This window comes from Streptomyces sp. NPDC033131 (assembly GCF_055578365.1).
On sequence record NZ_JBVIPA010000058.1, the window covers coordinates 36,563 to 42,562 of the forward strand.

A 6,000-nucleotide genomic window follows, 5' to 3' on the forward strand; every position below is an offset into this window, starting at 1 on the left:
CCGCCCACAGGGTCTCTCTCACCAGCAACCGAACTCTGCCCGCATCGCTGCCCTCCGACCGCATCGCCGGTCCCTCGACCGGCCTCGGATCGGTCAGCGGCGCACCCGGTAGCGCAGGTGAAGCACCCGGATGCCCTGAATCACCACGTCAGGATCCTCCAACACGTGCTGCGCGTCGACCGACCCGAAGTAGCGCTTGCCGGACCCGAACACGACGGGTACGACGTCCATGCGCACCTCGTCGACCAGGCCCGCGGCAAGCACCTGGCCACCGACGTCGCCGGCGGCGACCTCGACCATGCGGTCGCCCGCAAGCTCCTGCGCCTTGGCCATGGCTGCCTCGACGCCGTCGACGAAGTGAAACGGCGCCTCGGGGTCCCAGCCCTCAGGCATCGGCCGGTGCGTCACGACGACCACGTGGTCGATCCCGCCCGGAGGCTTCCCGTCCCAGCCGTCCGTCAGGTCGAAGACGTGGCGGCCGACGATCGTGACTCCGATCTGGTCCCAGTACGGCCGGGTGTAGTCGTAGGACGTCTGCGACACCTTCACCTCGCCGCTCTCGTCCAACGGGACGTCACCGCTGGACAACCAGTCGAACAGCGGTCCGGGCTGGTCATTCTCGTCCGCGACGAAGCCGTCCACCGACACCGAGCTGTACATGACCACCTTGCCCACGGGGCTCTCCTCTGCTTTGGGGTGCCCCCAAATTAGCCTGTCGTGAGCTGTCGCTCTTGGACCTCTCCGTCCCGCGCACTTGGCCTGGGCCCGCTGCCCAACGACATCGCCGTGCCCTGGACGCCGACTACGACTCGGACAAGACACGGCCCCTGCTCGATCAGCGCGGTCTGCACGGCCGGATCGCCCACAAAAAGGTGAGAAGACGCCGATCCAGGCGAGCCGACGCCGGCACGTCGAACGAACCCACGCCCGGCAGAACGCCTTCCAGCGCCTCGCCCGCTGCTACGAACGCCGCGCTCCCGTCATCGACACCTGACAACCCCCGGGACACAAAGCCTGATCCGTGGAGAGGATCCCACTGCGGCAACTCCGCGGCCGGCGAACATACGTAGCCGATTGCGTAGTTCTACTGATCTCTTCAGCGTCCGCTTAGGGAAGGGTCTTGATCGAGGATGAACCGTGCGCGACCGGTAGAGCCACTGAGTACAGGTCGGGATGATGACGTTGCTGGAGTCTGCAGGAGACCGGGTACGGTGGCTGGTCCGCGCCGTCACACCGACGGGACGTAACCGGCCGGCTCCGTATGCCGCCGCTCCGGTCACCGCCTTGCTGGCGGCCGTCGCGCTGCTGACGGCCGGCTGCTCGGGCGACGGAGACGGCACCGACGCATCGGCCGCCAGGCCCTCCGTGACCGGCACTGCCACCGCTGCCCCGACCACCCCGTTGGCCACGCCCTCCCCGCTCTACCCGACCAACGCCAAGGGCTGCCACCCCAACGGGGAATGGACGACGAAACAGGCCGTGTCCTGGATGCGAATCGCGTCCGATGTCCCCGCCGCAGGCGTTGACACCTCCAAGGACCCGGTCACGATCGACGAGAGCATGGAGGGCTACTCCGGCCCGCTCTGCGAAACGGTCACCGTTCAGGTGGAGTATTGGAAGCTCACCTACGGCTCGGCGGGCGCCGGAGGGCACACCACCAGCGCCACGGAGGCCCCGCCGGACTACTACTTCGACATGGACTCCGTGAAGCGGACCGAGCTGCGCGTCGACGGACGCAAGGAGCACCTCGTGAAACCGCCGGAGAGGCTCTACGCCGGCGACCGCAGCGTCTGCGTGGGGGCCCTGGTCGCGGTGTACGTCGGCAGGCCCCTCAAGAGCAAGGAACTGCCCGAGCAGATCAGCACCGAGTCCGGGGGCCTCAACATCGCCGGCGGGAACGTGAAATTCAGGACCGAGCGGGTGGCCACGTACGAGCTGTCGCCTCCAGCGGCGCCGAACGTCTGCAGCCCCGAGGGCAAGCCCACCGCCGACCCGTACGACGTGCCCGACACCACGACTGTGCCCGACCCGCTGTACCCGACGCCGACGTTCAGCTTCGACGTGGACGACGTCCTGCGCTCCCCGAGTTACGGAGATTGAGCATGTGGGGATGCGGCGACCGACGGGCCGTGGGTCCACGGAATAGCTGGTGGGGCAAGGATTGACCGATTATCGGTCGGGACGGTCCGACAGGTATCTGATATAGGGAGGCTGCTATGAGTAAGCGGGAATTGGGGCCGTATCCAGGTCTGAGATATGCGCACATGGTGTCCAAGGACATCCACAGCAGCCATGTCGTCCGCCAGTTTGCTCTCTATCCGATCGACATCGAGCGGCCGGAGAAGGGCCGGCGGGTGGAGGCGCTGGAATGCGGGAGCTGCCAGAAGCCGCTGAAGTTCAAGGTGCTCAGTGTCGCGGCGACCAGGAGCCGCCGGTGGGCGTGGCTGGTGCTGGGCCTGGCCGGGGTAGCGGTGGCGCTCGGGTTCGGGGTGGCGATCCTCGAGGTCGGCGGGCAAGTGGCCGAGGAGGGCGCCCCCAACCCGGTGGGCCCGCTGGCGCTGGGCTTCCTCGCCGGGTTCCTTTGCGGGACCGTCGGCCTGAGCTACTGGCGGTACGAGGACGGGGTGCGCGGGCCCGGCTCGCCGCTGATATCGCTCGGTGGGCACACTCTCCGGTGGCCGCGCAGCTAGCGCGCCCTCCTGGCGAGATGCCCAGCACGCGACTCCGTGCGGACAGGTTGATCTTGGTCGACAGCCCATTCATCAGTTGCTTCACTTCATCACGCACGCGGAGTGGCCCGCCTCATTCCTCCTGAGCCCTGGCAGGTGGCGGAGACGGGCGACGTGGACCTGGTCGGGCGCGCGAGGACCGACCGGCAGGAGGCCTCTGGGACAGGCTCGTTGGCGTTCGCTGCTGAACTCGACGTCCGAGATCTGCCAGCGTGAACACGCGATACCGGCAGTCTCAGGTGGTGGCTGCGGACGTCGACTGCGGCGGCATTCCGCATCCATGCACTTCCCGCTGACGCACTGGCTCGGGGCGGTTGGAAGGTGACGGCCTCGGCATGCAGCCCCGCTCCGCTGCGCTGACATCGATCCCTCCGCGATCCGGGCGCACGCACTGAGTGGTCCTCAGTCCTGGGCGGGGATGTCCAGGGCGGTCCCGTACAGGCGGGAGACCCGGATCAGGATCACCACGCGCCGGTCGGGCAGCGGCTGCTCGCCGGGGCCCGCCCCGTCGGCCGGATCCACTATCTCCGCCTCGCCCTCCGCGACGGCGAACGACCAGACGTCCGGGCCGCTGACGTGCAGTGAGGTGTGCGGGTCGCGGCGCAGCTGGCGGACCTTGAGGCGGTCGGCGGTGGAGGAGACGCGCAGGACGCGCTCCTCGGCGTTCCAGTCGTAGAGGACGGTGGACAGGTGCGGGTGGCCGGTGCTCCTGACGCTCGCGAGCACGCCGAACCGCTGCTGCCGCAGCAGTTGGGAGAGCTCCTGGTCGGTGAGCACCCGGGGGGCCGGGCCGTCGTTCCTGGTGGTGCCGGGGGTGGTCTCGGCGGTGGTGTTCTCGCTCATGGGGATCAGCCTTTCGGCGGCCGGGGTGTGGGTGGGGGAGAGGGCGGGTCAGACGGCGGTGGCGTGGGCGGGAGCCGGCGTGTCGGTGGCCGGCTCCTGGGCGTCCTGCCGCTCGGGGCGGCGCAGCATCGTGAAGGCGACGGTGAAGGCGACGGCCAGAAGTCCCGCACCCACCGCGAAGGCGAGCCGGTAGCCGCCGGTCAGTGCCTCGGCCGCCGTCCGGCCCTCCGCCGCGAGGCTCTCGGTGCGGGAGGCGGCCAGGGTGGACAGGACTGCGACGCCCAGGGCCATGCCGATCTGCTGGGTGGTGTTGAACAGGCCGGACGCGAGACCGGCGTCATCCTCGCTCGCGCCGGACATACCGAGTGTGGTCAGCGCCGGCAGCGCGAGACCGAAGCCCGCGGCGAGCAGCATGACCGGGAGGAGGTCGACGGCGTAACCGGCCTGCACGGGGACGCGGGCGAGGAGGGCGAGGACGCCGATGAGGAGCACGATGCCCGCCAGCAGGACGTTGCGCTCACCGAAGCGGGCGTTGAGACGGGCGGAGACTCCCAGGGAGACGGCACCGATGACGGCGGCTGCCGGGAGCATCGCGAGGCCGGTCTCGGCGGCGCCGTATCCGAGGACCTTCTGGAGGTACAGGGCGACGAGGATCTGGAAGGAGAAGAGTGCGGCGACCATCAGGATCTGGACCAGGTTGGCGGCCGAGACGCTGCGCGAGAGGAAGATCCGCAGCGGCATCAGCGGGTTCTTCGCGGTGGCCTGACGGACGAGGAACGCGGCGAGCAGTACGGCGGCGAGGGCGCCGAAGCCGAGGGAGCGGCCCGACGTCCAGCCGTACTCCCCGACCTTGACGACGGTGTAGATGCCCAGCATCAGACCGGCGGTGACCAGGACCGCGCCGAAGACGTCCGCACCCGCCTTGAGGCCCAAACCGACGCCACCGGGCAGGACGCGGACGGCGATCGCGAGGGTGGCGACGCCGATCGGCAGATTGATGAAGAAGATCCAGTGCCAGCTGAGCGCGTCGGTGAGTACGCCGCCGAGGACCTGGCCGATGGACGCGCCCGCGGCGCCGGTGAAGCTGAAGACGGCGATGGCCCTGGCGCGCTCCCTGGGCTCGGTGAACAGCGTCACGAGGATGCCCAGACTGACGGCGGAGGCCATCGCGCTGCCGATGCCCTGGAGGAAGCGGGCGGCGATCAGTACGGCGGGCGAGGTGGCCACGCCGGCCAACAGCGAGGCGGCGGTGAAGACGGCGGTGCCGGCCAGGAACATGCGCCTGCGACCGATCAGGTCACCGAGACGTCCGGCCAGCAGGAGCAGGCTGCCGAACGCGATGAGGTAGGCGTTGACGACCCAGCTGAGGCCGGTGGGGGTGAATCCCAGGTCGTTCTGGATGGCCGGCATCGCCACGGTCACGATGGAGCCGTCGAGGATGATCATCAGCATCCCGGTGGCGATGACTCCGAGGGCGAGCCGGCGTGAGCGCTGGGCGGCGGGAGAAGCGGGCGACGGCGCGGAGTCGAATGCGGCAGACATGCGGTCTCTCCTGTCAGTTGAGGCGACAGGAGAGACCGTAGCAGATAGTTTTGTTGCAGACTATTTTTTTCGGACTTACTTTGCCCTGCTTCCCCGTCTATCTGGACTGCCGCGCCCGGCGGGCGGTGCGCGGGGCCTCGACGGGGGTTGCCAGACTGTCGTCGACCAGGTGATTCAGGGCCCGCAGGAGGACCTCCCTGTCCCCCTGGGGGAGCGTCGCCAGGGCGTCGCGATGCACGCGGTCGACGATCTTCTGACTCTGTCCGGCGATACGGGCGCCCTCGTCGGTGACAGCGATGATCCTGGCCCGCCGGTCCGTACTTGAGGGGCGGCGCTCGGCCAGACCTGCCTTCTCCAAGGCGTCCACCGTCACCACCATCGTGGTCTTGTCCATGTCGCCGATTTCGGCGAGCTGGATCTGGGTGCGCTCCTCCTCCAGGGCGTGGACGAGCACGCAGTGCATCCGGGCCGTCAGGCCGATCTCGGCGAGGGCGGCGGACATCTTGCTCCGCAGGACGTGACTGGTGTGGTCGAGGAGGAACGACAAGTCCGGTTCGGTGCGGGCGGGCGTCATGGCGGTCATGCCTGCCAGCGTAGAGCACATCGATCCGAGGCGGATTATCCAGAAGAGACCTTGATGCAATCGCTGGTCACAGGGTCCGACAGTTTGGACCTGATGCCGTGATGGAGCACCTGCTCCGCACACGTCCCCGCAGGGTTACAGGTGGGCGATCGGGACGCTCTTCTCTCCGGAGGAGGCGAGCCGATCCGCTTCGCCACGTCCCGCACGCCTAGTGTCCTGCGCCAGTAGTTGATCGTTAGTTGTGGTGTGACTTCTGCTGCTGGTGCGTCAGTTCCTCGTCGGGGCCCGAAGCTGGAGCCGTTG

6 protein-coding genes and 1 pseudogene are annotated in these 6,000 nt (G+C 68.7%); 3 read left to right on the top strand and 4 right to left on the bottom strand.

Features of this window, described 5'->3' with window-relative positions:
- Window positions 1-93 precede the first annotated feature (93 nt).
- Complete coding sequence (locus tag ACZ5XS_RS41210) at window positions 94-675, bottom strand: dihydrofolate reductase family protein (protein ID WP_468660342.1); 582 nt, start codon at window positions 673-675, stop codon at window positions 94-96.
- An 81-nt stretch (window positions 676-756) separates the two neighbouring features.
- Between ACZ5XS_RS41210 and ACZ5XS_RS41215 the strand changes: the two are divergent.
- From ACZ5XS_RS41215 to ACZ5XS_RS41225, 3 genes and pseudogenes are all read left to right on the top strand, one after another.
- A pseudogene (locus ACZ5XS_RS41215) lies at window positions 757-988 on the top strand (IS5/IS1182 family transposase); the annotation flags it as partial.
- 194 nt (window positions 989-1,182) lie between these two features.
- Window positions 1,183-2,100 carry a hypothetical protein gene (locus ACZ5XS_RS41220; RefSeq protein ID WP_468660344.1) on the top strand — a complete coding sequence of 306 codons (918 nt, stop codon included), beginning with the start codon at window positions 1,183-1,185 and terminating at the stop codon, window positions 2,098-2,100.
- A 116-nt stretch (window positions 2,101-2,216) separates the two neighbouring features.
- Window positions 2,217-2,690 carry a hypothetical protein gene (locus ACZ5XS_RS41225; RefSeq protein WP_468660346.1) on the top strand — a complete coding sequence of 158 codons (474 nt, stop codon included), beginning with the start codon at window positions 2,217-2,219 and terminating at the stop codon, window positions 2,688-2,690.
- 441 nt (window positions 2,691-3,131) lie between these two features.
- On the opposite strand, the gene ACZ5XS_RS41230 is transcribed toward ACZ5XS_RS41225, so the two are convergent.
- The 3 genes from ACZ5XS_RS41230 to ACZ5XS_RS41240 form a co-directional block, all read right to left on the bottom strand.
- Window positions 3,132-3,572: a pyridoxamine 5'-phosphate oxidase family protein gene (locus tag ACZ5XS_RS41230; RefSeq protein ID WP_468660348.1), complete on the bottom strand. Its 441-nt coding sequence runs from the start codon at window positions 3,570-3,572 to the stop codon at window positions 3,132-3,134.
- A gap of 48 nt (window positions 3,573-3,620) precedes the next feature.
- Window positions 3,621-5,114: an MFS transporter gene (locus ACZ5XS_RS41235; protein ID WP_468660350.1), complete on the bottom strand. Its 1,494-nt coding sequence runs from the start codon at window positions 5,112-5,114 to the stop codon at window positions 3,621-3,623.
- Between the two features lie 97 nt (window positions 5,115-5,211).
- Window positions 5,212-5,697, bottom strand: coding sequence for a MarR family winged helix-turn-helix transcriptional regulator (locus ACZ5XS_RS41240; protein WP_468660352.1), 486 nt, complete (start codon window positions 5,695-5,697; stop codon window positions 5,212-5,214).
- Window positions 5,698-6,000: the final 303 nt, after the last annotated feature.

Coding starts and splice junctions, on each gene's coding strand:
- ACZ5XS_RS41230 (WP_468660348.1), bottom strand. CDS start 3,572: ATGAGCGAGAACACCACCGCCGAGACCACCCCCGGCACCACCAGGAAC.
- ACZ5XS_RS41240 (WP_468660352.1), bottom strand. CDS start 5,697: ATGACCGCCATGACGCCCGCCCGCACCGAACCGGACTTGTCGTTCCTC.
- ACZ5XS_RS41235 (WP_468660350.1), bottom strand. CDS start 5,114: ATGTCTGCCGCATTCGACTCCGCGCCGTCGCCCGCTTCTCCCGCCGCC.
- ACZ5XS_RS41225 (WP_468660346.1), top strand. CDS start 2,217: ATGAGTAAGCGGGAATTGGGGCCGTATCCAGGTCTGAGATATGCGCAC.